The sequence below is a fragment of the Kitasatospora sp. NPDC056273 genome (genome assembly GCF_042268845.1).
Taxonomy (GTDB): domain Bacteria; phylum Actinomycetota; class Actinomycetes; order Streptomycetales; family Streptomycetaceae; genus Kitasatospora.
The window spans coordinates 45,717-68,958 of the sequence record NZ_JBHJSJ010000048.1; the positions used below are offsets into that span (position 1 = coordinate 45,717).

General features: G+C 75.7%; 20 protein-coding genes, 2 tRNA genes and 1 riboswitch. Of the genes, 8 read left to right on the top strand and 14 right to left on the bottom strand.

Annotated elements, in window-relative coordinates; all coding sequences use genetic code 11:
• Positions 1-56: 56 nt before the first annotated feature.
• The 4 genes from ACFCY1_RS31820 to ACFCY1_RS31835 all read right to left on the bottom strand — a co-directional run bounded on the left by ACFCY1_RS31820 (position 57) and on the right by ACFCY1_RS31835 (position 4,284).
• Positions 57-2,276: a SpoIIE family protein phosphatase gene (locus ACFCY1_RS31820; protein WP_074002077.1), complete on the bottom strand. Its 2,220-nt coding sequence runs from the start codon at positions 2,274-2,276 to the stop codon at positions 57-59.
• Between the two features lie 127 nt (positions 2,277-2,403).
• Positions 2,404-2,970 (bottom strand): TetR/AcrR family transcriptional regulator, encoded by a 567-nt coding sequence (locus ACFCY1_RS31825; protein WP_049653172.1) that lies wholly within the window; start codon positions 2,968-2,970, stop codon positions 2,404-2,406.
• A 59-nt stretch (positions 2,971-3,029) separates the two neighbouring features.
• Positions 3,030-3,911 carry an alpha/beta fold hydrolase gene (locus tag ACFCY1_RS31830; protein ID WP_375876781.1) on the bottom strand — a complete coding sequence of 294 codons (882 nt, stop codon included), beginning with the start codon at positions 3,909-3,911 and terminating at the stop codon, positions 3,030-3,032.
• 82 nt (positions 3,912-3,993) lie between these two features.
• Positions 3,994-4,284 (bottom strand): YiaA/YiaB family inner membrane protein, encoded by a 291-nt coding sequence (locus ACFCY1_RS31835; RefSeq protein WP_074002080.1) that lies wholly within the window; start codon positions 4,282-4,284, stop codon positions 3,994-3,996.
• A 195-nt stretch (positions 4,285-4,479) separates the two neighbouring features.
• Positions 4,480-4,638, top strand: a riboswitch (cyclic di-AMP (ydaO/yuaA leader).
• A gap of 12 nt (positions 4,639-4,650) precedes the next feature.
• Between ACFCY1_RS31835 and ACFCY1_RS31840 the strand changes: the two genes are divergently transcribed.
• Positions 4,651-5,499 carry a M23 family metallopeptidase gene (locus ACFCY1_RS31840; protein WP_053112130.1) on the top strand — a complete coding sequence of 283 codons (849 nt, stop codon included), beginning with the start codon at positions 4,651-4,653 and terminating at the stop codon, positions 5,497-5,499.
• Positions 5,500-5,592: 93 nt separating this feature from the next.
• Here ACFCY1_RS31840 and ACFCY1_RS31845 read toward each other — a convergent pair whose 3' ends face one another.
• Complete coding sequence (locus ACFCY1_RS31845; RefSeq protein WP_375876782.1) at positions 5,593-6,468, bottom strand: hypothetical protein; 876 nt, start codon at positions 6,466-6,468, stop codon at positions 5,593-5,595.
• Positions 6,469-6,510: 42 nt separating this feature from the next.
• On the opposite strand from ACFCY1_RS31845, the gene ACFCY1_RS31850 reads away from it, so the two are divergent.
• The 4 genes from ACFCY1_RS31850 to ACFCY1_RS31865 all read left to right on the top strand — a co-directional run bounded on the left by ACFCY1_RS31850 (position 6,511) and on the right by ACFCY1_RS31865 (position 9,298).
• Positions 6,511-7,125, top strand: coding sequence for a GNAT family N-acetyltransferase (locus ACFCY1_RS31850; protein ID WP_375876783.1), 615 nt, complete (start codon positions 6,511-6,513; stop codon positions 7,123-7,125).
• 120 nt (positions 7,126-7,245) lie between these two features.
• A complete protein-coding gene (locus ACFCY1_RS31855; protein ID WP_375876784.1) occupies positions 7,246-7,986 on the top strand; it encodes a sensor domain-containing protein in 741 nt (246 codons plus the stop codon).
• A gap of 82 nt (positions 7,987-8,068) precedes the next feature.
• On the top strand, positions 8,069-8,812 hold the full coding sequence (locus ACFCY1_RS31860; RefSeq protein WP_375876785.1) for a hypothetical protein: 744 nt from the start codon (positions 8,069-8,071) through the stop codon (positions 8,810-8,812).
• A gap of 36 nt (positions 8,813-8,848) precedes the next feature.
• Complete coding sequence (locus tag ACFCY1_RS31865) at positions 8,849-9,298, top strand: GNAT family N-acetyltransferase (protein WP_375876786.1); 450 nt, start codon at positions 8,849-8,851, stop codon at positions 9,296-9,298.
• A 9-nt stretch (positions 9,299-9,307) separates the two neighbouring features.
• On the opposite strand, the gene ACFCY1_RS31870 is transcribed toward ACFCY1_RS31865, so the two are convergent.
• The 8 genes from ACFCY1_RS31870 to ACFCY1_RS31905 all read right to left on the bottom strand — a co-directional run bounded on the left by ACFCY1_RS31870 (position 9,308) and on the right by ACFCY1_RS31905 (position 17,935).
• Complete coding sequence (locus ACFCY1_RS31870) at positions 9,308-10,447, bottom strand: hypothetical protein (protein WP_375876787.1); 1,140 nt, start codon at positions 10,445-10,447, stop codon at positions 9,308-9,310.
• A gap of 425 nt (positions 10,448-10,872) precedes the next feature.
• The gene (locus tag ACFCY1_RS31875) at positions 10,873-11,646 is read right to left on the bottom strand and encodes a hypothetical protein (protein ID WP_375876788.1); all 774 of its coding nucleotides are present in this window, start codon (positions 11,644-11,646) and stop codon (positions 10,873-10,875) included.
• 193 nt (positions 11,647-11,839) lie between these two features.
• Positions 11,840-11,913: transfer RNA gene (locus ACFCY1_RS31880), tRNA-Met, on the bottom strand.
• Between the two features lie 98 nt (positions 11,914-12,011).
• Positions 12,012-13,370, bottom strand: a complete 1,359-nt coding sequence (locus ACFCY1_RS31885) for a PrsW family intramembrane metalloprotease (protein WP_375876789.1) — start codon at positions 13,368-13,370, stop codon at positions 12,012-12,014.
• Between the two features lie 115 nt (positions 13,371-13,485).
• Positions 13,486-14,316 carry a tRNA (guanosine(46)-N7)-methyltransferase TrmB gene (gene trmB / locus ACFCY1_RS31890; RefSeq protein WP_049658578.1) on the bottom strand — a complete coding sequence of 277 codons (831 nt, stop codon included), beginning with the start codon at positions 14,314-14,316 and terminating at the stop codon, positions 13,486-13,488.
• A gap of 123 nt (positions 14,317-14,439) precedes the next feature.
• Positions 14,440-16,017 (bottom strand): TROVE domain-containing protein, encoded by a 1,578-nt coding sequence (locus ACFCY1_RS31895; protein ID WP_117488994.1) that lies wholly within the window; start codon positions 16,015-16,017, stop codon positions 14,440-14,442.
• 297 nt (positions 16,018-16,314) lie between these two features.
• Positions 16,315-16,419 (bottom strand) — tRNA-OTHER (locus ACFCY1_RS31900).
• 88 nt (positions 16,420-16,507) lie between these two features.
• The gene (locus ACFCY1_RS31905) at positions 16,508-17,935 is read right to left on the bottom strand and encodes a hypothetical protein (RefSeq protein ID WP_049658584.1); all 1,428 of its coding nucleotides are present in this window, start codon (positions 17,933-17,935) and stop codon (positions 16,508-16,510) included.
• An 832-nt stretch (positions 17,936-18,767) separates the two neighbouring features.
• On the opposite strand from ACFCY1_RS31905, the gene ACFCY1_RS31910 reads away from it, so the two are divergent.
• From ACFCY1_RS31910 to ACFCY1_RS31920, 3 genes are all read left to right on the top strand, one after another.
• Positions 18,768-20,918, top strand: a complete 2,151-nt coding sequence (locus ACFCY1_RS31910; protein WP_375876790.1) for an asparagine synthase-related protein — start codon at positions 18,768-18,770, stop codon at positions 20,916-20,918.
• A 115-nt stretch (positions 20,919-21,033) separates the two neighbouring features.
• On the top strand, positions 21,034-21,555 hold the full coding sequence (locus ACFCY1_RS31915; RefSeq protein ID WP_074002090.1) for a universal stress protein: 522 nt from the start codon (positions 21,034-21,036) through the stop codon (positions 21,553-21,555).
• A gap of 110 nt (positions 21,556-21,665) precedes the next feature.
• Positions 21,666-22,370 carry a DsbA family oxidoreductase gene (locus tag ACFCY1_RS31920; RefSeq protein WP_375876791.1) on the top strand — a complete coding sequence of 235 codons (705 nt, stop codon included), beginning with the start codon at positions 21,666-21,668 and terminating at the stop codon, positions 22,368-22,370.
• Positions 22,371-22,492: 122 nt separating this feature from the next.
• Here ACFCY1_RS31920 and ACFCY1_RS31925 read toward each other — a convergent pair.
• On the bottom strand, positions 22,493-23,242 hold a 750-nt coding region (locus ACFCY1_RS31925; RefSeq protein WP_375876792.1), incomplete at its 5' end, for an NPCBM/NEW2 domain-containing protein.

The following is a 23,242-nucleotide window of genomic DNA, read 5'->3' on the forward strand; positions in this document are numbered from 1 at the left end:
ATCGAGCCGCCCGGCCGGATCGCGTCCGGTGATGTGTGGGGCCTGTGCGCACGGTGTTACGGAAGGGGCGCCGTCCGGTGCAGGAGCAGCAGCGCCACGTCGTCCGGCCGGGACCGCCGCTCGGTCACGTTCAGGGTGAGCAGATCGGCCAGCCGCTCCAGCGCCGGCGCCGGACCGATCCGGCCCGGACCGGTCTGCCGCGCCCACAGTTCGAGCCCGCCGAGCATCCGCTGCACCGACTCGTCGTAGTCCTCCTCGCGGTCCTCGACCAGCCCGTCGGTGTACGCCAGCAGCGTCTCGCCGACCGCCAGCCGCTCCACCGCCAGCGGGTACGGCCGCTCCGGGGCCACCCCCAGCGGCGGCCCGCCCGGCAGCTCCAGCTCGACGGCCGCGGCGTCGGCGGTGATCCTCACCGGCGCCGGGTGCCCGGCCCGGGCCGCGGTCAGCACGCCGTCGGCCGGGTCCAGGGTCAGGTAGAGGCAGGTCGCGAACAGCTCGGTGTCCAGCTCGGCCAGCAGCCGGCTGGTGCGGGTCAGGGTGGCGGCCGGGTCGTGCCCGTCCGTCGCGTACGCCCGCAGCCCGCTGCGCAGTTGGCCCATCACCGCGGTGGCCTCCGCGTTGTGGCCCTGGACGTCGCCGATCACCAGCCCGATCCGGCCGTCCGGCAGCCGCAGCAGGTCGTACCAGTCGCCGCCGATCTGCATCCCCTCGGTGCTCGGCAGGTAGCGGGCGGCGCTGGCGATCCCGGCCAGCCGCGGCAGGGTGCGCGGGAGCATCGCCCGCTGCAGCTCGGAGGCCCGGTGGTGGTGGGTGTCGTACAGCCGGGCCCGCTCCAGGGACTGCGCCAGGATGCCGGCGAAGGCCGAGTACAGGGTGCGGTCCTCCCGGCTGAACACCCGCTCGGCGGCGAAGGTGATCAGGCACGAGCCGACCTGCTGCCCGGAGGCGACCAGCGGCAGCACCGCCCAGGCGGCCGGGGTGAGCGGGTCGCGCCGGGTGCGGGCGGCGGCGGGCTCGCTGAACAGCGGGGCGGAGCGGGCCAGCGAACGCTGCATCACGGACTCGGACAGGTCCGCCAGACGGGTGAGCTCGGTGCGGCGCGGGCCCCCGTACACGGTGTGCGAGACGGGCAGCAGCCGGCCCTCGTCCACCAGGTCCAGGACGATGCCGGCGGCGCCGAGCGCCGGGCGGGCGACGTCGGTGACGGCGGTGGTGACGTCCCGGACGGTCACCGCCCGGGACAGCGCCCGGGTGAGCGTCAGCAGCAGCGCCGTCCGGGCGGCGGCCGGGGAGTTCCGCCCCTCGGCCGGCGGCGGCTCCCGGTGCCCGGCCTCGGCCAGCAGCCCGGCGATCCGCACCGGCCGCCCGTGCACGTCCAGCATCACCTCGCCGGACTCCTCGACCCGGGCGACCTTGCCGCCGGGCCGCAGCACCCGGTAGCCGATCCGGTAGCGGCCGCCGGCGGCCAGCGCCTCGGCGAGCGCGGCCTGCACGTCCGGCAGGTCCTCCGGGTGGACCAGCCGGTCCAGCTCGGGGGCGGCGCCGTCCGGGGCGGGCGGGCGGCCCGCCAGCCGGAACGCCTCGGCGTCCCAGTAGCTCTCCCCGGTGACCAGGTCGCGCTCGAAGGCCCCGTGCCCGGCGGCCCGCACGGCCAGCGACAGCAGCGGGTGGGCCAGCCCGGCGGGGCGGCCGTCCGCCGCCCGCGGGTCCTCGGGTAACCGGACGCCGTACGGTGCCCGGGTGCCGTACGGGAGGTGGGCGTCGGCGTGGTCCAGCAGATGGGCCAGCCGGTGGGCGCAGGCCTCGGCGAGGGTCTCCAGGACGTCCAGGTCGCGGCGCGGCACGGTGCCCCGGTGGGCCAGCGCCAGGGCCAGCACACCGATCGGCCGCTCGTCCACGACCATCGGCAGGGTGATCACGGCGACCATCCCGGTGCCCATGCCGGTGTTCCGGTTCGGGTAGTCGACGCTGGTGTGCTCGGGGCTGAGCAGGTACGGGCGGCGCAGCCGCAGGGCCATCGCGGCGGGCAGCTCACCGGCCGGGTCGACCACGCTGTAGCGCTCGTGCGCCCAGTCCGGCAGCCCGTGCGAGGCGGTCAGCCGGAGCATCCCGGCGGAGTCCAGCAGGTACAGCGCGGACCCCTCGCCGGTGATCCAGCTCGGGCCCTCGGCCAGGACGGTGCCGAGCAGCTCGGCCGCGCTGGTGCAGCCCAGCAGCAGCCGCACGCAGCGCATCGCACTGCGCGCGGTCGGACTGCCGGCGGGCTCCAGGGGCACTGGTCCTTGATACCCCATTTCCCCCACCGGCGAAGGCCGACCGAACCGCCGCACCAGCACCACCGCCACCGCGGGAAGTCGGCCGGGCCGACTTCCTGCGCAGTGCCGCACTCGCCGCTCCGGCCGCTTACGCGGGCCAGGCGCGGAGGCCGGTGGTGAGGGTGGCGATGAGGCGGTCCTGGGTGGTGGCGAGGTCCTCGGTGAGCTGGAAGGCGCCGGCCGTGGTGAGGGAGGCGAAGCCGTGGGCGACGGAGCGCACGGTGCGGGCGGCGTGGACCGCCTCGGAGCCGTCGAGCCCGTACTCCCGCAGCACGGCGATGATCACGCCGACGAGCCGGGCGGCCGCCCGGGCCAGGTCGTCGTCGGGCTGCGGGGCCTGGGGGAGGGCGTTGTAGCGGTGCGGGTGCTCGGTGGCGTACGCGTGGTAGGCGCGCAGCACGGCGGCGACGGCGTCGTCCCCGCTGCGTCCGACGGCCGCCCCGGCCAGCCGGTCGGCGAGGTCCCCGGTGACCCGGACGGCGATCAGCCGCCGCAGTTCGGCGAGGCCGCCGCTGACGTGCTTGTACAGCGAGGGGGTGGCGACCCCGGCCCGGGCGGCGACGGAGGCCAGGGTGAGGGCCTCGGCGCCCTGCTCGTCGATGAGGGCGAGGGCGTGGTCGACGACCTGGTCGGGGGTCAGTCCTACGCGGGGCATGGGTTCGGGCTCTCCGTACGGATCAGGTCGGGCAGGGGCGGGCAGCGGACGGGCGGGGCTCAGCCGAGCTCGGCGAGGAACGGCAGCAGGGCGTCCGCGGTGGCCGCCGGGTTGTCGGCCATCGGGTAGTGCCCGGACCCCTCGATCATCGCCTTCCGCGCGCCGAGCGCGGCGGCCTGCCGGTCGGCGACCAGCTCCGGCTTCGGGAAGTCGGGGTCCTTGCTGCCCATGACGACCAGGGCCGGGCACCGCACCGCGGCCGTCCAGCCGACCGGCGCCGAGTCGCCGTGGACGTACCCGCGGGTGGCGGTCTTCCGGCCCGGGGTGCGCAGCGCGGCGACCAGCCCGTCCACGTACGCGTCGAAGTCGGCGGGCCTGGCGCCGGGGAAGGCCATCCGGCGCAGGTAGAAGCCCCAGGCGGCCGGCCAGTGGACGAGGGCGGCGCCCATCAGGCCCATGGCGCCGCGCATCAGGGCGCCCTGCGGCGGGTTCTCGACGAAGGCGTTGAGCAGGACGATCCCGGCGACCCGCTCGGGGGCGTCCCCGGCGGCCTTGACGACGGTGGCCCCGGTGTACGAGTTCCCGGCGAGGACGGCGCGCTCGATGCCGAGGTGGTCGAGCAGGGCGAGGACGTCGCCGGCGAGGGCGGCCGGGCCGTAGTCGTCCCAGGTGATCGAGGATTCGCCGAAGCCCCGCAGGTCCATGGTGACGACCCGGTGGCCGGCGGCGACGAGCAGCGGGCGCAGGTGCCGGTACGCGGCCCGGCTGTCGAGCATGCCGGGGAGCAGGACGACCGGGGTGCCGTCGCCCTGCCGGGTGTCGTCGTAGGCGATCCGGCCGCCGGGGACGGTGAGGTACTGGGTGCTCGGGGTGATGGTGCCGTTCATGGGGTCCTCCTCGGGCCGCCGGTGCGGGGCATCGGCGGTGCTGCCGATAGCCATAAAGCTAAGGCTAATAGCCTTAGCCGTCAAGCGGTCGGGCGTCGGAGGCGTCGGAGGCGACGGAGAAGAGGGGGAGGGGTGGTCAGACCCCTTCGACCTTGAACGGGTCGTGCTCGCTGAGCAGCTTCTCCAGCCGGGCCTGGTCCACCCGGGTGACCATGTCGTTGGACTCCTGCCGGTCCCGGATCACCTTCGCCAGCGTGAACGCGGAGCTGACCGTGAAGAGGAGGCCGAGTCCGAGGAAGGCCCGGGTCCACCCGCCGACCGGCAGGTAGATGATCCCCACGGCGAGGGCGGTGCCCGACAGGGCGAAGGACAGGACGGCCTGGAGGTAGTAGGCGGCCGTGGTGCGGGTCTGCATCGGTGCGCTCATGGCGTCAGGATGCTGCGGCCCGGCCGGGCCGCACATGAGTAGGCGTACTCAGATGGGGCCGTGCATGAGGGACCGTTCGTTGACGTCCGATCACCTGCCGCGGGGCTGCTCCGAACGGATGGCTTGGAATCAGAGCCTCCTAGGATTAACGTTTGATAACGCAGCGCGGTTGTCAACGCCGTACCCAGACGGCACCGTGCGCCGTCGCCTAATCCCACCGACCGGCCTCCGGGCAGGTCAGGGAGCCGGGGAACCACGTTCCTTGGGGTGAATCGGCGGGGCTCCGGCCCGGCCGTAGGAGACCTTCCTGCTCCGAACCCGTCAGCTAACCCGGTAGGCGCGAAGGAAGGAAAGGAGCGCGCCTCCGTGGCGTCGACGCACACCCCGGCACACCCGGCCGGCTTCGCAGCCGGTACCCAGCTCCTCGACCACCCCGGCCCGGACGGCCCCGAGGCCTTCGGCCCGGAGGACTTCGCCGCGGAGGCCGAGACCAACCGCCACCGGATGCCGCGTCAGACCCGCGGAACCTCCCCGCTGCTCGGCGTCACCGCCGTCGCCGCCACCCTGGGTGCCACCGGCTTCACCTCGGCGACCCCGGCCGCCGCCCCCGCCATCGAGGCCCCGGACGAGACGGCGGTCGCCCTCTCCGCCGACCCCGGCCTCGCGCTCGCCGCCCGCATCCAGAACCAGGCCGACAGCCAGCGCACCGCCGCCGAGGAGACCGCCCGGCTCCAGGCCGCCCAGGAGGCGGAGGCCAAGGCCGCCGCCAAGGAGGCCGAGGCCAAGCGCGCCGCCGAGGAGGCCGAGCGGGCCAAGGCCGCCGCCCTCACCCTCCCGGTGACGGACTACCGGCTCTCCGCCCACTACGGCCAGAGCGCCCGCTACTGGGCCAACCTGCACACCGGCCTGGACTTCGCCGCCGACACCGGCACCCCGGTCCACGCGCTCGGCCAGGGCACCATCACCTCGGCCGGCTGGGCCGGCTCGTACGGCTACCGGATCGTCGAGACCCTGCCCGACGGCACCGAGATCTGGTACTGCCACCTCTCCGCGATCACCAAGGGCTCCGGCAAGGTCGCCGCCGGCCAGCAGATCGGCAAGGTCGGCGCGACCGGCAACGTCACCGGCCCGCACCTGCACATGGAGGTCCGCCCCGGCGGCGGCGCCCCGGTCGACCCGGAGCCCTGGCTCCAGCAGCGCGGCCTCAACCCCTGACGCACCCGCCCTGAGGCACCCGCCCGGGCGGACCCAGCGCGAAGCCCCCGGCCCGGAGCACCAGCACCGGACCGGGGGCTTCGCCGCGGCGTCTCACTCCTCGGCGGGCAGCTGCGCCAGGTACGCCTCGATCTCCTCCTGGCCGGGCTCCGGCGCCAGCTCCGGGAACTCCGTCACCAGCAGCCGCGGCAGCCCCGGCACCGTCCACCCGCCGAACAGGTCGAGCGCCGCCTCGGCCGCCGCCTCCTCGAACCGCCCGAAGTCCCCGGCCAGTTCCTCCGGCATCGGCCGCCCCAGCGCGGTCAGCTCCGCCAGGTTGCGGTAGCTGCGCCGCATCAGGCCCTGCTCCAGCAGCCGCCGAGCGCCGTCCGTGGCCATGCCGACCGACAGCACCCGGCCCGGGCCCCAGCCCTGCTCGTCCGGCTCGTCCAGCCAGCCGGCCGGTGCCAGCGCCTCGTACGCGGCCAGCCGCTCCTCCTCCGGGAGCTCCCCGAAGCCGGCCAGCCAGTCCCGCACCGCGGCCGGGTCCGTGACGTCCACCCCGTACGCGTGCAGCAGCAGCGCGTACAGCCGGGGCCAGGTCACCAGGTCGGCGCGGCGCAGCAGCCCGGCCGCGACCTCGCCCTGCCACTCGGCCTCCGCGTGCAGCCGCTCCTGGCGCTTGGCGTTCAGCCGCCGGGACGCCCGCTGGTGGTCGACCAGCAGCCGGACGGCGTCGCCGTAGGCGAACGGGTCCTCCTCGGGCGCGGGTTGGACGTACAGGTGGAGCCGCTCGTACAGCAGGTGCTCCACCGCGTCGGAGGTCAGTTCGGGCCAGCCGTCGTGCATCCTGCCCTCGCCCAGCTCCAGCAGCGCCAGCACCGCGCGCAGCGGCCCCTCGGCCACCGGCGCGCGGCCCTGCTCGGCCGCCCAGGCGAGCAGGTCGGCGGCCTTGGTGCGCGGGGCGAGCCGCAGGTCTTCGTCGTTCATAGTCCGAACGGTAGCCGCCGGGCGGGGATAGGGTCGGCAGCCATGGTCCCCGTACGACTCACCGGCCCGCGCCTGGCCGTCCGCGAGTACCACCACACCGAGGAGGAGGTGGACGCGCTGCACGCGCTGTTCGGCGACCCCGAGGTCACCCGCCACCTGCCCTTCGGGCCGAGCGGCCGGGAGGACTGCGCCGACCAGATCGAGCTCTACCTGGAGGAGGCGATGGCCGAGGAGCGGGACACCTACCGGCTCGCCGTCACCAGGCTCGCCGACGCCGAGGAGCCCGGGGACGCGACGCCGATCGGGCAGGCCGCGCTCACCCTCGACGGGCACGGCGCCGCCGACCTCGGGTGCGTGCTGGCCCGCGGGTCCTGGGGCCGGGGCTACGCGGGCGAGACCGTCGGCCTGCTCGGCGACTTCGCCTTCGGCACCCTGGGCCTGCACCAGCTGACCGCCCGGACCGCCGCGGCCAACCCGGCCCCCGGCCGGGTGCTCACCCGGCTGGGCTTCCGGCCGGAGGGGCGGCCTCGGTCCGACGGGTCCGAGGGCGGGGTCCGGTCCGCCGGGTCCGCGGGCGGCGACCGGTCCGACGCGTACCTCTTCACGCTGCTCGCCGAGGAGTGGCCGGGCCCGGCCGCCCGGGTGGAGGGGGGTTAACCCCACCCCGGATCCGCCAGGCCTCCGGATCACGGCCGGGCGGCGCGTCCACCAGACTGGACGCAGTCAGCGGGACGAACGAGCGACAGACGACAGCACGAGGGGCCGGGGGCCGGGAACATGAGCAGCAGCCGCAGCGTGGAGGACCGGGAGTGGGACGTTCTGGGCGGTCGCGGTGACGACCCGCGCCCCGTCCGGGCCCGGCGGACCGAGCGGCGTCCGGCCCTGTGGCGGGCCCCGTTCTCGGCGTACTACTACCGCGAGGTCGGCTACGCGCTCACCGGTCTGCCGGTGGCGATCCTCGGCTTCGCCGTCGCGGTCACGATGTTCTGCTTCGGCCTCGCCACCTTCGTCACCGCGCTCGGCCTGCCCGTGCTGGGCGCCCTGACCGCCACGGCCCGCGGCTTCGGCCGGCTGGAGCGGGCCCGGGTGCGCGGCATGCTGGCCCTGGACGTCCCCGGCCCGGAGCCGGTGCGCCGGGTCCGCCAGGGCAGCTGGGGCGCGGTCACCGCGCGGCTGGCGGACGGGGCCGGCTGGAAGGCCGTGCTGTACCAGGTGCTGATGCTCCCCTGGGCGGTGTTCAGCTTCGCGGTGACGCTGGTGTTCCTGCTGCTCGGCTGGGCGGCGGCGCTCTACCCGCTGTACCACTGGGTCTTCCCGACCTACACCTCCTGGCACGGGTACCGAGTGTTCGACTTCTACGACAGCCACGACATCCGGCACGTGTACGACATCGAGGCGCCCTGGCAGATCGCCGGGCTCTCGCTCCTCGGGGTGCTGCTGGTCTTCCTCACCACCCAGCTGGTCCGCGGCCTGACCAACGTCAACCGGGCCGCCGCCCAGGGCCTGCTCGGCCGCTGACCGCCCGGCTCCACCCAGGCCCCGCCCGCGTCCCGGACCCCTCCCGGATGCGGGCGGGGCCGCTCCGTGTTCGGATGGCCGGGTGGCCGCCGGCCCTCACCCCGCCCTCCCGGACGTGCTGGTCACCTCCCGTCCGCTGGACGAGTACTGCGCCCTGTTCGGCCTCACCCGGGCCCGGCTCGCCGCCCTGCCCGGGCCGCTGCTGGACTGCCCCGGGGGCGCGGCCGGCCTGGCCGCCGAGGCGCGCGAACTGGGCTGCCGGGTGGTCGCCGTCGACCCGGCGTACGCGCTGCCGCCGCCGGTGGTCGCCGACCTCGCCCTGGCCGCCCGGGCGGCGATGGCCGCCTCGATGACCGCCCGCCCGTGGCTCCACCCCTCGCCCCGCCCGTACCGGCCCGAGCGGTACCTGCGCAGCTGGGACCGGGCCCGCCGGCTGTTCGCCGCCGACTCGGCCGCCCACCCGCAGCGGTACGTGGCCGCCGCGCTGCCCCGGCTGCCCTTCGCGGACGGCGCCTTCGCCCTCACCCTGAGCGGCTACCTGATCTTCGCCTACCCCGAAGTCTTCGGCCCGGAGCGCCAGTTGGCGGCGCTGACCGAGCTGGTCCGGGTCACCTCCCCGGACGGCGAGGTCCGGGTCCAGCCGCTGAACGACGGGCACGGCCGCCGCTGCGGCCACCTCGACCCGCTGCGGTACGCGCTCGGCGAGCGCCGGATAGCCAGCGAGATCCTCCGCTGTCCGGGGCCGGTGGACGGCCGCACCGTGCGGGTCCTGGTGCTGCGGGCCGCCGACCGGCGCCGCCGGTCGGCCGGGCAGCCGGTCATGTAATAGTCACTACTCCGGTTTGCCCCTATACTCGCCGCCATGATCGAGACGACTATCCGGCGCGCAGAGGCGACCGACGCCGACCGGCTCACCGACCTGATCCAGGCCTCCTCCGCCTACCACGGCGAGTACGCGCCGATGATCGACGGCTACCGGGTGACGCCCGACTACATCGCCGGCCACGAGGTGTTCCTCGCCCTCGACCCGGCCACCGACCAACTGCTCGGCTTCTACGGGCTGATCCGCGAACCGGCCGAACTGGACCTGATGTTCGTCGCCGACGAGGCCCAGGGGCGCGGCACCGGCCGCGAGCTGATCGCGCACATGCTGGAGCAGGCCCGCGCGGCCGGCATCGCCAGCGTGCTGGTGGTCTCCCACCCGGACGCCGAGCGCTTCTACCTGCGGGTGGGCGCCGAACGCGTCGGCACCTTCCCCGCGCACGGCAGGATCACCTGGGACCGTCCCGAACTGCGCTTCACCGTCCGGTAGTTCCTCCGGTCAGGAGGTTCCCGCGGCCGGCGGCCCGCCCGGCCCGCCCGGCTGGGCCGGTACGGCCTGCGGGGCGGGCCGGGCCGGCTGCTCCGGCACGAGGGCCGTCCCCTGGAGCCGGGACAGGATCTTCTCCGCCAGCCAGCTGCGGTCCGACCCGTACGGGATGCCCCGCGGGTCCACCAGCTGCGTCGCCACCGCGTCCCGCAGCCGCTGCGCGCCGGCGGCGGGCAGCCAGGAGAGCAGCCCCCGGGCGGCCAGCAGGGCGTGGTACTGCTCGAAGTCCGAGCGCGGGTGCTCGATCGCGTCCAGCACGCTCGGCAGGTCCGCCAGCGCCGGGTCGCCCTGCATCAGCGCGAGCGCCTGGATCCGCCGGCCCTCGGAGCCGTCCGCGAAGAGGTCCCGCACCTGGTCGGCGGTCAGCGCCGAGCGCCGCGCGGTCGAGCGGACCTCCGCCACCACGCCCTCCGGCCCGGCCGGCGCACCGGAGGCGGGCGGCAGCTGCCCGGCCAGGGCGGCCTGGCGCTCCGCGCTGCCGCCCAGCAGCCCGAGCTGCTGCATCGCGCGGACCCGCAGGTCGTCCGCGCCGACCTTGTCGCCGTGCCGGTCGCGGTCCTGCCCGGCGAGGAAGAGGTCCAGCGCCTGGTCGGTCTCGGTCAGCACCTGCGGCAGCGCCAGCCTGGTCACCAGCCAGCCGGCCAGGAAGCCGAAGACCAGGAAGTAGAGCACGAGCGCCGCCGCGAACGGCACCGCCTCCGGGCCGCCGCCGAGGGCGGGCGCCAGCGCCGTACCGAGGTCGTGCAGCCGCTCGCCGAGCGAGCCGAGCTGGGTCAGCCCGACGCCCAGCAGCACCTTGGTCAGCCAGTCCGAGACCTGCTCCAGATTGGTGTTCGGCGCGTACGAGCCCTGCGGCTCACCGGTGCCGCCACCGCGGACCCGGGGCACCCCGAACAGGAAGCCCAGCCCGCCGCCCAGCACCACCGAGGCCCCGACCACGACCAGTCCGCCGCCGAGCGCCTGCCAGGCGTGCTCCCGGCCGAGCGCGAACAGCAGCAGTCCGAGCAGCCCCGTCCCGGCCAGCACCCCGGTGGCGCCCCACCGCGCCGTCCGCAGGGCCGCCCCGCCGTCCCGCCGCCGCGCCTTCGCCATCGCCTACCCCCTGTGCCCGCGCCGCTCCGCTCCGGAACCCGCGCAGACTCTAGCGCCGCGGCCCCGCCCCGGACACGCGACGGCCCTCCCCGGACACGCCACGGGGAGCCTCCGGCGCAGTGCCGGAAGCTCCCCGGGAACGCAGACGACCCGCGGGCTGCTCCTCTACGCCGGCCCGTGCACTGGCCAGGCGCCGAGGCACCGGGGATGTACCGGTGAGCCCGCGGGCCGGGTGACTGCTGTGGATTTCGCCTGCCGGAGGCCTGGGGCCTCACCCTGCGCAGGCAGGGGCGGCTCTAGCGAGCAGCCACCTCACGCATCCTGACGGTACTCAACTCAGGATCACCTCCCTTCAGTGTGCTGCCAGCCTAGGCAGCGCTCCGGCCGGAGGCAACGGATTATTTCGCGGTCCCCGCGTCCGCCGCTCAGGCGGTCTTGAGCTGGTCCTTGAACTTGGTGAAGTCGATCGTGCTGTCGGCCGACGGGACCTGGACGGTCAGCGGCTTGTCGAACTCGCTGAAGTCGATCTTGCCGTTGCCGTCCTTGGCGCCGGCGTGCTCGATCCGCACCGGGTAGGGCTTGCCCTCGGTCGCGATCTGGAGGGTCGTGACCTCGCCCTTGGAGTCGGTGCTCTTCAGGCTGAAGGTCTTCACGCCGTTGACGTCGCCGGCGGAGCCCTTCTCGACCTTGTCGCCGCTGCTCTTGCTGTCGGTGATCTTCTTGCTGAAGTCGGCCAGGTTGCAGACCTTGGTGAGGGAGCCCATCGACGGGTCGCTCTCGAAGCCGGTCAGGTAGCGGCCCTTGAACAGCTCGGCGGCCTTGGCGCCGTTCGGGCCGCCCACGGCGGTCCAGAAGGCGGTGTCCGGCTTGACGTACGAGGTCTTGCCGTCGCTGATGATCTCGAACTTGCCCATGCCCGGCATCGCCATGGTGCCGGTGCACTGGCTCTTGCTGTCCATCGTCAGGTTCAGCTCCATCGCACCGTCACCGGTGTCGACGGTGCCCGCCATCTTGAGGGAGGTCGCGGAGGCCAGGGCCTCCTTGGCCTGCTTCTCGATGTCCTGGGCGCTGAGCTTGCCGGTGTCGAGCTTCTGCGCGGAGCCCGCCTTCCCGTCGCTCGTGGCACTGCCGCACGCGGCGGTGCCGGCGGCCAGGACGAGGCATATCGCGGCGGTGCTGACCAGGCGCTTCGACAGCATGTGGTGATTCCTGTCCGGGGTGACCCGTGCGGCCCCCCAATTGGATGAATTTTTCCTCAGTATGGTTCAGGTCCCTGACAGGTGATCGTCGGACGGGCCGCTGTTACAGCTTCGTGGCAGGACCGTGCCGCGCCCGTACCCGGACATGCGAAAGGCCCGGAGGAAGAATCCTCCGGGCCTTTCCGCTACTGAGTAGCGGGGACAGGATTTGAACCTGCGACCTCTGGGTTATGAGCCCAGCGAGCTACCGAGCTGCTCCACCCCGCGTCGGTAAACACAACAATACGTGGAAGTCGCCGAGATGGGAAATCGGTTCCCCGAGCACCTCTTGAAGGCACCGCTCGAGCTCCTCCTCAGGCACTTGTTCAGGGCACCCGGGCGGCCCGCCGCCGGGCGGGCGCCGCGTGCCGGCCCGTGCGGCACCTCGCCCAGGCCGCGAAGCAGACCAGCGCGGCGAAGCAGGGCACCATCAGCGCCCCGTACACCACCAGGAAGCCGTCCGTGCCGAGGTCGGCGGCGGCGTTCCAGGTGCCGTGCAGCGCCATCGCCAGCAGCAGCCCGGCCGGGACGGCCAGCCGGGCCAGCCAGCGCCGTGCGGTGGTGAGGGCGAGGGCCAGGCCGATCCCGGTGAGCGCGGTGAACAGCGGGTGGGCGAAGGGGGAGAGCAGGGCGCGCAGCACGAAGGTCTGCACGGTGCTGTCGAAGTCGCGCAGGCTGGGCGGGTCGCCGAGGCCGATGCTGTCCAGCCGCTGGCGCTGGTCGCTGGTGAAGGCCCGGCCCAGGTAGAGGGCGTTCTCGGTGAACGCGAAGCCGCAGGCGGTCATCCCGCCGAGCACCGCCCCGGCGGCCAGGGTGCGCGGCCGGGAGCGGCGGTGCGGCGCACCGGAGGGCGGGGCCGGGCGCAGGTAGGGCAGCGGCCGCAGGTACGGGCGCAGCCGCGGCCGGCCGCGGGCGTGCGGCCCGACCGGGTGGCGCGGGTACGGGCGGGGGCTCCGGGGCGCGGGCGACCGGCGCAGCAGCGGCGCGCAGGGGCGCCCGGTGCGGCGGCCGTGGCAGCGCAGCCGCTGGCCGAGCGGGAGCAGGAGCACCAGCAGGGCGGTGGCCTTGGCGGTCTCCTCGATCACCGGGGTGGCGATCCCGGCGCCGAGCAGCTCCCCGAACGGGCCCCGGTACCGGGACAGGTAGTTCGCCGTCCAGTTGTTGGCCAGGATGGCGACGGTGGTGGCCGCGCAGGCGCCCCAGCCGAGGCAGAACACGGTGTGCCGCAGCGGCACCCGGGCGGTGAGGTTGAGCCAGGCCAGGCCGCCGAGCACGAACGGCAGCGGCACCATCGCCAGGCCCAGGCCGACCAGCAGCCCGACGGTGCCGGTCTGCCGCTGGACGAGGTGCAGGATCAGCACCCCGCAGCCGATCAGGGTCAGTACGGCGGTCGCGGTGACCGAGGAGAGCGCCACCGAGCGGCTGCGGCCCGGTGGGGCTCCGGCGGCTCCGGGGGTGGCGGGGGCGGCGGGCGTCCGGGGCGCGACGGGGGTGACGGCCGGGGGCCGGGCCGCTACCGGGACGGCGGCGGTGCCAGGAGCGGGCAGCGGGCGGTGGGCCCGGTGCCTCCGGGGCCCCGGGATGGTCCGGGTGTCGCCGGTGCGCGGGACCGTCTCCGGTGCGCCGGCGGCGGCGACCGTCGTCCGACCGTTCGCCCGGAACCCGCCGCCGGACGGGCTGCCCATGCGGCACAGGGTAGGCCACGGCGGCGGCCCGCCGGGAGGACTCGGGACGAACCGTCCGTCCCGGTCCCGCCCGTACGGCCGCCGCGCGGTGGCCCGTTCGAACCGGGCCGGTGGGTCAGCGGCGGCGGAACAGCAGGTCGTGGACGACGTGGCCCTTGGCGATCCCGGCCCGTTCGAACTTGGTGACCGGACGCCAGTCCGGCCGCGGGGCGTAGCCGGGGACGCTGCCGTCCGGGTGGTCCGCGGGCTCCAGCCAGCCGGTCCCGTCGCCCTCGGGGTGCAGGTTCTCCAGCTCCGGCGAGGCGGACAGCACGGCCAGCATCTGCTCCGCGTACGGCTCCCAGTCGGTGGCGCAGTGCACCAGGGCGCCGGGGGCGAGCCGGGGCAGCACCAGGTCGAGGAAGGAGGGCTGGACCAGCCGGCGCTTGTGGTGCTTCGGCTTGGGCCACGGGTCGGCGAAGTAGACCCGCAGACCGGCCAGCGAGGCGTCCTGGAGCATGTCGCGCAGCAGGATCACCGCGTCCCCGGCGGCCGTCCGGACGTTGCGGGAGCCGTCGCGCTCCAGCATGCCGAGCAGGTTGCCGTGGCCGGGGGTGTGCACGTCGGCGGCGAGGATGCCGGTGGCCGGGTCGGCGGCGGCCATCGCGGCGGTGGTCTCGCCCATGCCGAAGCCGATCTCCAGGGTCACCGGCAGGCCGCCGAACAGCTCCGGCAGGTCCAGCGGGGTGCCGTCGATGGGGATGCCGTACGTCTCCCAGCTCCGGTCCAGGGCGCTCGCCTGGGCGTTGGTCATCCGGCCCCGGCGCGGCTGGAAGCTGCGGATGCGACGCTCGCGGTGCTGGGCCTCGGTGGCCTTGTGCGGGTACATCGGCGCGGGGTAGGCGGCCGGCGCGGCGGACAGCCGGGCGGACGGCGAGGGCTGGGGGATCGGGGCGGTGGCAGTCACAATCAACCGAGTCTACGGGGCTGCCGGGGCGCCCCGGCCGGGCCTGTGACCGGGCTCATCCGGGCCCGTCCGCCCGCCCTCCGTCCGGTGCGCCGACCCGCCCCCGAAGCCTCCGCCGCCCCGCTACTCCTCCCAGGGCCAGCGGGCGTTCGCCCCGGCCTCCAGGAGGGGGACCAGCCGGAAGGCCGCGTCGCTCAGGCCGCCGAAGGTGTGCCGGTGGGCGCCGCCGCCGGGACCGTGGCCCGGGGCGTAGCCGGCCAGGTTCCAGGTGTAGACGGGCACGTGGGCCGGGACGGCGGCGAGCGGGTCACCGCCCCGGTGGCCCGGGCCGGTCTGCTCGTCGGTGACGATCACCACCCGGTCGTGGCCCCGGTAGCGGGCCCGGACCGCGTCGGCGGTGTTGGTGCCGCCGAGGCTGGAGAACCGTTCCAGCACCCGCAGCACCGCCTCGCCCCGGCCGACCTCGACGACCCGGCTGGTGGTGCCGAACTCGACCAGGTCCGCCTCGGCGGCCCGGAGCTTCAGCGTGGTGCCGAAGATCGCCGCGGAGTCTGCCCGGTTGAGCTCGGTCGGCCCGCCGGAACGGTCGAACATCGAACCGGAGCGGTCCACCAGGATCAGCGTCCGGCCGGGCAGTTCCGGCACGTTGGCCAGCGAGTGGCCGAGCGCGGTCTCCAGCGCGTGCCCCCAGCGCAGCGAGGGGACGTTGCGGTACGCGGCCAGGTAGCGGAACGGGAACTGGCGCGAGCGCCGTACCTCGTCCTGGTCGGAGATCCGCCGGGCGACCTCGGCCGCGACGGCGTCCGGGACCCCGGCACGGTCGAAGTTGCGCAGGTTCCGCACCAGCGCCATCGGACCCATCGACGGGATGACCGCCTCCCAGACCGCCGCGTCCAGCGGGCCCTGCAGCCAGCCCGCCAGGGCTTCCCAGGTCAGCCCGGCGGCGGCCAGCCGTTCCGCGCCGCCCTCGGCGGTCACCGCCGCCCGGCGCTCCTCGACGGGCAGCGCGAGCAGTTCGCGGTTGGCGGTCAGCACCCGGTCGGCGGCCGGCGGGACGGCCTCCTCCGGCCGGTGCCGGCGGTCCAGCGCGTGGGCGAACAGCGCGCCCTGCCAGTGCTTCCGCGGGTCCGGCGAGGGGTGGGTCAGCTCGATCACGTCGCCGAAGCGGTAGCCCTTGCCGGCGGTGTCGTACTTGAGCAGCGAGCGGGCGTCGTACAGGTGCCGGACGGCGTCCGCGACACCGCGCTTGAGCGGCTTGGGCAGCGCCCGGCCGTAGCGCGAGGTCCAGTAGGCGAGCAGCTCGCCGGGCTCGTCGGCGCGCCGCAGCACCGCCGCGACGGCCTGCCGGGAGTGGCCGTGGGCGCCCGCGTCCAGCCGGGCGCGGGTGAACTCGGCGGCGCCGACCAGGGCGGCGGTGCGCAGCTGGGCGCCGTGGCGCAGCCAGCGCAGCAGTCCGAGGGTCCACTCCGGCTCGGCGACGGCGAGTTCGCGCACCAGCGCGGTGTAGCGGTCGTCGCGCTCGCCGCCGCGCTCGTGGAAGGTGTCCTGGCCGACCATGTTGGCCACCGCGAGCAGGAAGAGCTCGGACTTGCGGTCCCGGACGAAGCCGGGGCCGCCGTTGTGGTTGACGGTGCGCGCGCCGGTGGTGGTCACCGGCGAACTCGGACCGGACTTGGCCCCGCGGACGTTGAACCTGGACATGCGGCAGCCCCCCTCGGCGTGCTGGTGTCGGTGGGAGGGAGGCGTGCTGCGGCAGCGGTGCCCGGGTCCCGTCACGGCTGACGGGACCCGGGCACCACGAGGAGCCGCCTCCCGAGATCAAAGGTGGCGGCGGTGTTTCGCGGGCTCGAACCGCAGCGCCCAGGGGGCGCCTCACCAAGAAGTAACCGCTGCCGTCGCACCGGGAGGTGCGGACGAACTGTTCACGTGTGGGTGTCCAGAGATCGAGGACGGCTGAGGTGACATAGCTGCTCTACCGACTGAGCTACACCGGCCCGAAGCCGGTGACGGGACTCGAACCCGCGACACGCCCATTAAGAGTGGAAGTAACCTCTGCCTGCGCACCTGGACGGGAGAAACCCTAGCCAGGCCCCTCCCACCGGCGCACCTCAATTACCGCCGGGCCCTCTCGCCGTTCCGGTCGCTGTTCCGGTCGCCGTCCGATGACCAGCCTGAGTCGCCGCTCCGGCGCTCACGCCGGGGCGACGATCACCGCGCGCGCCCGCTCGGTCAACTCCCGTACCCGGCGTTCACCCTGGAAGGGCTCCAGCCGCCGCAGCATCTCCACCACGTACTCCCGGCTGCGCTGCGAGGAGATCCGGCCGGCCACCTCGACGGCGCGTTCGCCGGCGGCGACCGCGGCGTCCAGGTTGCCCGCCTCCGCCTCGGCCATCGCCGAGACCACCAGCCGCAGGCCGTGCGAGCGGACGAAGCCCTCGGTGGGCGTGGCCAGCGCCTCGCGGGTGAACTGCCGGACCTTGGAGGGCACTCCGAGGTCGCGGAAGCACTCGGCGGCGTCGGCGGCGAGCCGGTCGTAGGCGTAGAAGTCGATCCACGCCGGATCGGGATCCCCGGCGCGCGCCCGTTCGAGCGCGCTCTCCGCGGCGCCGAGCGCCGTCGCGCACGCCGCCGCGTTGCGGGCCTTGGCCTGGGCCCGGGCCTCCACCAGGTGGAAGAAGCTCATGGTGCGGGCGGTGGCCAGGCCCCGGTTGCGCTCCAGCGCGGCCTGGGCGAGGTCGACCGCCTCCTCGGCGAAGCCCCGGTAGCCGGCCTGGAGGCTCATCGAGGCCAGCACGTAGCCGCCGAGCGGCACGTCGGCGGCGGCCCGGGCCAGCCGCAGCGCCTGGATGTAGTAGCGCTGGGCGGCCTCGTGCTGCCCGGTGTCGAAGGCCATCCAGCCGGCCAGCCTGGTCAGTTCGGCCGTCGCGCCGAACAGCGCCCGGCCGACCGCGTCGCTGTACGAGGCGAGCAGCAGCGGTGCCGCCTCCACCCGCAGGCACTCCGGCACCATCGACGAACGCCAGTCCCCGCCACCGTACTTGGAGTCCCAGCGGCGGGCCTCCTGGGCGGCCTCGCGGAGCTTGGCGGCGTCCGAGTGGCCGACCCGGTAGGAGGAGGTGTCGGTGGGGGAGCGCGGCACCTCGCGGGCCACCGAGCCGTCCGCCGGGGTGATCAGCCAGCGGGAGACGGGGGTCGCGTAGGCGGCCACCGAGAAGGTGCCGGCCAGGCTGTCGCTCCAGCGGCCGCCGCCGGGGCCCCGGCGCAGGTCGAGGTCGACCCGCCACAGGTCGGTCGCGGAGCGGACCGCGTCGGCGACCTCGCGCGGGAAGGCCAGGCCGAGTTCGGGCGCCGGGTCGGTGTCGCCCAGGCCGATCTCCTCCAGCGGGACGGGCCGGCCGAGCTTGCCGCCGATGGCGGTGGCGATCAGGTGCGGGACGGGCCCCTGCGGCACCATGCCCTTGCTGACCCAGCGGGCCACCGAGGTCTTGTCGTACCGCAGGGTCAACCCGCGCTGGGCGCCGAGGTCGTTGACCCGGCGGGCCAGTCCGGCGTTGCTGATCTGGGCGAGGGTCAGGAGCGTGCCGAGCCGTTCGTTCGGTCCACGTGGGCTGACGGTCATGGTGGCGGCGGCACCTCCTGCGGCCTTGTGCGCGGGGCCCGGGCGGCACCGGGCCGTAGCTGCTGTACCTAGCGTAGTCGGACGCGTTCCGACGGTTAAGAGGTCGCATTCCGGATGGCGGGATCGCGCACTCGGCGGTGCCGCACCGGAGTTGGTCCGGACCACTCGGATCCGGCCGACCGCGCGGCGCTCCGGAGCGTCGTGCTCCGGTCCCGTGTACACGTGCGCCCGGCCGTGCCCCCTGGCCCGACCGGCAGGTCGGCGATTCGCTGGTGGTCGTGGGTCGGCCTGCCGTCGAGGACCCGGCGGGCCGGGGGACGCCGCCGCCTCAATCCCCGCGGGCGGCGGTGGAGTCCGGGAGGGCGTGCGGATGCCCTCCCGGGCCGGGCGACGCCTTTCGGCCATCTCGCGATGCCCATGCCAAAGGCGTTCGTCGGCGGTCCGGGCCGGGGAGGGGGAGGCCCGGCCCGTCCGCCCCCCGGGAGCGCCCGGACGATCGAACTCCCCTCCGAAGCACGGAACTTGCCCACCCGGGGTGATCGGGCGCCGCCCGGGCCCCGGCGGAACCCCGGGCCCTTGAACGCACCCCCGAGCGCACCCGGGCCGGGCCGCCCCGCCGCCGCGGCCGTCGAACGGGCGGTCCGAACGGAAGCGGAACCCGAAACACCGACCACGGCGACCGCCCGCGGTGGCACGATGTCCACTGACGGCGCGTCGAGCTGCGGGGGCACGCCGGGACGCGCACGGGCCGCCACGGCACACCACCCGGCCGCCCGGCGGGCGGCGAACGAACGCACCGCACGGATGCAGGTCCTCGTCCGGTGGAGGCGCGATGCGGTGGCTGACGGGCTGGTGCACGGGCGCGTCGAGCGCGGGCACCCCGGTGTACGAGGCGCTGGCCAGGGTCGAGCCGATCGCCGCGCGCCCGCTCTGGGCCGGACCGGACCCGCTCTGGGCCGTGGGCGACTGGCGCCCCGGGGAGATCCGCCTGGTCACCCTCCGCCCCGGCGCCCCCGCCGTGGTCAGCACCGGCCCCACCGCCCCCGACCAGGTCGAGGACACCCCCGCCACCTCCCGGCTCGCCGTCCTCGGCCACTGCGGCGCCACCGACGCCGAACTCGCCGCCGGCCTCGCCGCCGCCCGCGGCGGCGCCGTCCGCCACCTGACCGCCTGGCCCGGCAGCTACACCGTCGTGCTGCGCTCCGGCACCCGGTCCACCCTGCTGCTCACCGACCTCGCCGGCGCCCAGCCCGTCTTCCACACCCCGTGGGCCGGCGGCACCGCGTACGCCACCGCCGCCCTGCCGCTCGCCGACCTGGTCGGCGCCCCGCTGGACACCGGCCACCTCGCCGCCCGGCTCGCCTGCCCCGAGTCCCCCGAGGCGCTCGGCACCGGCACCCCGTACGAAGGCGTCCAGGGGGTGCCGCCCGGGCACGTGCTCGGCATCCGCGGCGGCCGCCCGTACCTGTCCGGCTACGACGACCCGGCGGGCGCCGAGCAGCCGCGCGACGAGGCGCCCGCCGTCCGCGAACTCACCCGCGCCCTGCTGGAGTCCGTCCGCTCCCGGGTCCGCACCACCTCGCCCGCCCCCGCCCCCGACCCGGCCGACCCGGTCGGGCGGGCCCGGCTGGGCGTCGACCTGTCGTACGGGACGGCCTCCGCGACCGTCGCCCTGCTCGCCGCCGCCGTCCCGCTGCCGTCGGCGACCGCCTCCACCGCGGTGGTCCGGGCGGCCGCCGCCGGGGCCAGGAGTGGCGCGGTCAAGGGCTCCTGGGCCCGCGCCGCCGCCCAGGAACCCGCCGCCCCCGAGCAGTTGGCCGCCGTCACGCTCGGCGAGACCGGGCCCCCGGCCGGCCTCGCGCTCGCCCCCGACACCCCGCGGCTGCGGCACACTGTGCTCGACCCCGGCCCGGACACCCTCCCGTACGCCGGGCCGGGCGCCGACCCGCAGTCCGGCCGGCTCACCGACGAGCCCGGGCCCGAACTCGTCGCCGCCGCCCGGGCCGAGGCCCGCTTCGACGCCGGCGGCACCGACCATCTCACCGGCTACGGCGCCCGGCAGGTGCTGGACGGGCACCCGGCCCGGCTCGCCGACCTCCTCCGGGCCGGCCGGCCGCGCGAACTGCTGTCCCCGGTGGTCGCGTTGGCCGGCGCCGACCGGGCGGCCGCGGGCGTCCTCACCGGCACGCTGCGCACCCCGCTCACCGTGGTCCGGGCCGCCCACCGGCTCTCCCGGGTCCGCTACGCCGAGGCGCTGGACGAGGCGGCCGCCAGGCTGACCGCCCGCCACATCCCGGACGGTGCCGGCACGGCCGGGGCCCGCTCGGCCGCCGACCTCGCCTGGTGCGTGCCCGGTCCGGCCGCCCGCTGGCTGTCCGACGAGGCGCTCTCCGCGGTCGCGCTGCGGCTCCGCCTGGCGGCGCGCAGACCGGCGCCCGGGGAACACCCAGGCGCACACCGGGCCCGGCACGCCCTCTACCGGCAGGCGCGCGGGTTCCGCACGCTCGTGCACGCCGCCGAACAGCCCGGCCAACGGCTGCACGCGCCCTTCCTCGACAACCAGGTGGTGCGTGCCGCCCGGCTGCTGCCCGACGACGTCCGCCTCCAGCCCGGCGCCCGGCACGCCCTCCTGCACGCCGTCCTCACCGGCGCCGGCCGCACCGACCTGCCCCCCGACTGGGGCCGCGTCCCCCGCCCCGACCGCGCCGCCCCCGCCCGCACCGGCCTGCGCCTCGCCGCCGACGGCCTCGCCGAACTCTTCGACGCCCCGCTGCTCGCCGAAGCCGGCCTCATCGACCTCCCCGCCGTCCGGGCCGGCCTCGCCCAGTCCACCGACCCCGCCACCCCCCTCTCCCCCTCCGCCCTCGCCGGCCTCGCCGACCTTGTCTCCACCGAACTCTGGCTCCGCCGCATCCGCGCCCGCCGCCACGGCGCCTGCTGGACCGGCCTCCCCACCCCCCGCCAACCCGCCCTCACCTCCTGAACCCCCGCCGGCGCCCGGGCCCGCCCCTCCCCGCCCTGCGGCGCGGTTGCCGGGTCCGGATCGGCGGGGCGGTGATGATGGCGGGGGTGTGGATCCGGGGTGAGGAGGACGTGCGGTGGCCGGTGGGAGCGCGGGGCGGGAGGTGCCGGTCGTTCTGTCGGTGCTCGGGCGTCCGCCGGCGGGGCGGCCGCCCGGGGTGCTGGCGGCGTGCGACGGGTCGGACGGGTCGCTGTGGGCGCTGGACCGGGCGATGACGGAGGCCGAGCTGTTCGGGCTGCCGCTGTACGTGCTCGCCGTGGTCAACCCGGCGCCGGCCGGTTACCCCCCGGGGATGGCGGAGCTGGTGCAGGAGAGCGTGGAGACGCTGGTCGAGAGCATGGCGGACGGGCTGCGCCGCTCGGTGGCCGCCGTGCAGCGCCGGCGTCCCGTGCCGTACGCGGGAGAGCTGTCGCTGCACGTGGTGCTGGGCAATGTGATCGAGGTGCTGCTGGAGGCGGCGACCCGGCAGCACACGCTGGTGATCGGCACCCGGGGCAACGGCGGCTTCGCCCGGTTGCTGATGGGTTCGGTGAGTTCGGCGGTCGTGCACCACGCGGCCTGCCCGGTGCTGGTGGTTCCGGCGCCGCCCGCGGCCTGACCTGGAGCGGAGCGGGAAAGACGCCCGTGGGGTGCCGGGAATGTACCGAGATGGTTCATCGTTCATCCATCTTGTCCCCATCCCACAAGACGCCCCCTGGAGCCCCCCGCATGAAGGTCGAGATCTGGAGCGACATCGCCTGCCCCTGGTGCTACATCGGCAAGCGCCGTTTCGAGCAGGCCCTGGCGGACTTCCCGGGCAAGGAGCAGGTCGAGGTCGTCTACCGTCCGTACCAGCTGGTCCCGGACGCCCCCGCCACGGCGAGCCCGCACCGCGCCTGGCTGGCCGAGCGCTACGGCCCGCAGTCGGTGGCGATGGACGCGCGGGTGGCCGAGCTGGGCCTGGCCGAGGGCATCGCGTACGACTTCGACGCCGCGCTGCACGCCAACACCTTCCTGGGCCACCGCCTGCTGCACCTCGCGGAGTCCGAGTACGGCCCGGCCGTCCAGGGGCGGCTGAAGGAGGCGCTGCTGAAGGCGCACTTCACCGACGGCGTCGACGTCGGCGACCGTGCCGCGCTGACCGACGTCGCCGTGGCGTCCGGCCTGGACCGGGACCGGGTGACCGCCTACCTGGCGGGCGACGAGGGCACCGCCGAGGTCAACGCCCAGCTGGCCGAGGGCCGGGAGCTGGGCATCAACGCCGTGCCGACCTTCGTCTTCGAGGGCAAGTGGGCCGTCCAGGGCGGCCAGGACGCCGCGACCTTCGGCAAGGTGCTGGAGCAGGTCGCCGCCGAGATCGGCGAGCGCCGCCCCGCCCCGGTGCAGGTCGCCCCGGCCGGGGAGGCCTGCGCGGACGGCTCCTGCGCCATCTGACGGCCGACCGGGCCCAGGCCGCCCACCCCGGCGGCCCACCCGGGCACGGCACCGCGGACCCGAGGCCCGCTCCAGCACCCCTGGAGCGGGCCTCCGTCATGCCCGCCCGGAGCGCGCCCGGGTCACGAGCAGCGGAAGCGGGCCTCGGCCCAGTCCGCGACGTTCAGCGCCGACCAGATCCCGCTCACCGGCGTGACCGACAGCTTGATCGCCTTCTGCCCGGCCAGCGGCACGTGCACCGGCACCGCGTCGTCGCCGACGGCCAGCGCGCGGGAGCGCCACAGGACGGTGCCGTCGGTGCCCTGGACGGTGAAGACGACCCCGCCCGGCGAGATCGTGGCGTCGTCCACCCCGGCCAGCGCGTCGAAGGACGTGCACGTGCGGTTGAGGTCGATCACGGTGGCCGCCGGGGCGTGCACGGTGATCACGTGCGGGTGGTAGTCACCGCCGATCCAGCCGCCGTCGCGCTGCCAGAACTTGTCGCTGTCCTTCTGCCGGATGCTCGGCTCGGGCGGCGGTACCCGGTTGTTGCCGGGCTTGAGCACGGGCAGCGAGTTGCCCCAGAAGTCGCTGAGCACGGGCGGCGTCGGCGTGGGGACGGTCGGGGTCGGCACCGGCGGCAGGGTGGGTGTCGGGACGACCGGCACGTCGGGGGTGGGCAGCGGCGGCAGGCTCGGTACGGGCACCACCGGGGGAGTGAAGGTCGGCGTCGGCGTCTTCGGGCTGCCGGACGTGGGCGTGCCGGACTCCGGTGCCCGGGTGGTGGCGGGCGGCGGGGCGGGCGTGGACGCGGCGGCCGGCTTGGTGTCGGCGCTCGACGCGGGCGCCTCCGGGGCCGGTGCGGCGGCGCCGGGCGCCGGGGCCGCGGCGGG

Coding starts and splice junctions, on each gene's coding strand:
- ACFCY1_RS31910 (WP_375876790.1), top strand. CDS start 18,768: ATGCGGTGGCTGACGGGCTGGTGCACGGGCGCGTCGAGCGCGGGCACC.
- ACFCY1_RS31830 (WP_375876781.1), bottom strand. CDS start 3,911: ATGGCTATCGGCAGCACCGCCGATGCCCCGCACCGGCGGCCCGAGGAG.
- ACFCY1_RS31825 (WP_049653172.1), bottom strand. CDS start 2,970: ATGCCCCGCGTAGGACTGACCCCCGACCAGGTCGTCGACCACGCCCTC.
- ACFCY1_RS31855 (WP_375876784.1), top strand. CDS start 7,246: ATGAGCAGCAGCCGCAGCGTGGAGGACCGGGAGTGGGACGTTCTGGGC.
- ACFCY1_RS31920 (WP_375876791.1), top strand. CDS start 21,666: ATGAAGGTCGAGATCTGGAGCGACATCGCCTGCCCCTGGTGCTACATC.
- ACFCY1_RS31905 (WP_049658584.1), bottom strand. CDS start 17,935: ATGACCGTCAGCCCACGTGGACCGAACGAACGGCTCGGCACGCTCCTG.
- ACFCY1_RS31870 (WP_375876787.1), bottom strand. CDS start 10,447: ATGGCGAAGGCGCGGCGGCGGGACGGCGGGGCGGCCCTGCGGACGGCG.
- ACFCY1_RS31895 (WP_117488994.1), bottom strand. CDS start 16,017: ATGTCCAGGTTCAACGTCCGCGGGGCCAAGTCCGGTCCGAGTTCGCCG.
- ACFCY1_RS31850 (WP_375876783.1), top strand. CDS start 6,511: ATGGTCCCCGTACGACTCACCGGCCCGCGCCTGGCCGTCCGCGAGTAC.
- ACFCY1_RS31875 (WP_375876788.1), bottom strand. CDS start 11,646: ATGCTGTCGAAGCGCCTGGTCAGCACCGCCGCGATATGCCTCGTCCTG.
- ACFCY1_RS31835 (WP_074002080.1), bottom strand. CDS start 4,284: ATGAGCGCACCGATGCAGACCCGCACCACGGCCGCCTACTACCTCCAG.
- ACFCY1_RS31845 (WP_375876782.1), bottom strand. CDS start 6,468: ATGAACGACGAAGACCTGCGGCTCGCCCCGCGCACCAAGGCCGCCGAC.
- ACFCY1_RS31885 (WP_375876789.1), bottom strand. CDS start 13,370: ATGGGCAGCCCGTCCGGCGGCGGGTTCCGGGCGAACGGTCGGACGACG.
- ACFCY1_RS31865 (WP_375876786.1), top strand. CDS start 8,849: ATGATCGAGACGACTATCCGGCGCGCAGAGGCGACCGACGCCGACCGG.